Raw genomic sequence first — 707 nt, forward strand, 5'->3', positions numbered from 1 at the left:
GGGACCGACCGCGGAGTCGTTCATGGAGCGGACGAACTTCGACCTGCTGTTCCTCGGCACGAACGCCTTAGACGTGGAATCCGGCCTCACGACCCCGAACGAGGACGAGGCGCGGATGAAGGAGTTGATGGTCGAGAAGGCCGCGAAGGTCGTCCTCGTCGCGGACCTCTCGAAGCTCGGTCGACGGAGCTTCGTCCAGTTCGCATCGCTCGAAGAGATTGACCTGTTTATCACCGACGGGACGCTCGACGCCGACTCGCGCGAGGAGATAGAGAGCGCGGGCGTCACCGTCGTCGACGGAGTTGCACGATGATTCTCACAGTCACCCCGAACCCAGCAGTCGACCACACGATTCACTTCGACGAACCGCTTCAGACCGGCGTCGTCCACCGGACCGACGACGCGGTGTTCACCGCCGGCGGCAAGGGTATCAACGTCGCCAAGTACGCCTCGGCGCTCGACGCCGACGTGACCGCCTCGGGCTTTCTCGGCGGCCACTTCGGGAAGTTCGTCCGCGACCGACTCGACGCCGACGGCATCGCCTCGGACTTCGTCACCGTCGACGCGGACACCCGCCTCAACACGACCGTCCTCGCGGACGACGGCGAGTACAAACTCAATCACAACGGCCCGCAGATTCGTGCAGCCGACGTGGACGAACTCGTCGAGACCGCGCAGGCGAACGAACCCGACACGCTCCTCGTCGG

1 protein-coding gene and 1 pseudogene are annotated in these 707 nt (G+C 64.9%); both read left to right on the forward strand.

What is annotated here, in order from left to right:
• Positions 1-313: pseudogene (gene glpR, locus DVK01_RS21030) on the forward strand (HTH-type transcriptional regulator GlpR); the annotation flags it as partial.
• Positions 310-707: PfkB family carbohydrate kinase (locus DVK01_RS21035; RefSeq protein WP_342764913.1), on the forward strand; the 398-nt coding region annotated here is incomplete at its 3' end. The pseudogene glpR and the gene DVK01_RS21035, both read left to right, overlap by 4 nt.

Origin of the sequence: Haloarcula sp. Atlit-120R, from assembly GCF_003665885.1 — an archaeon.
Classification (GTDB): Archaea; Halobacteriota; Halobacteria; order Halobacteriales; family Haloarculaceae; genus Haloarcula; species Haloarcula taiwanensis.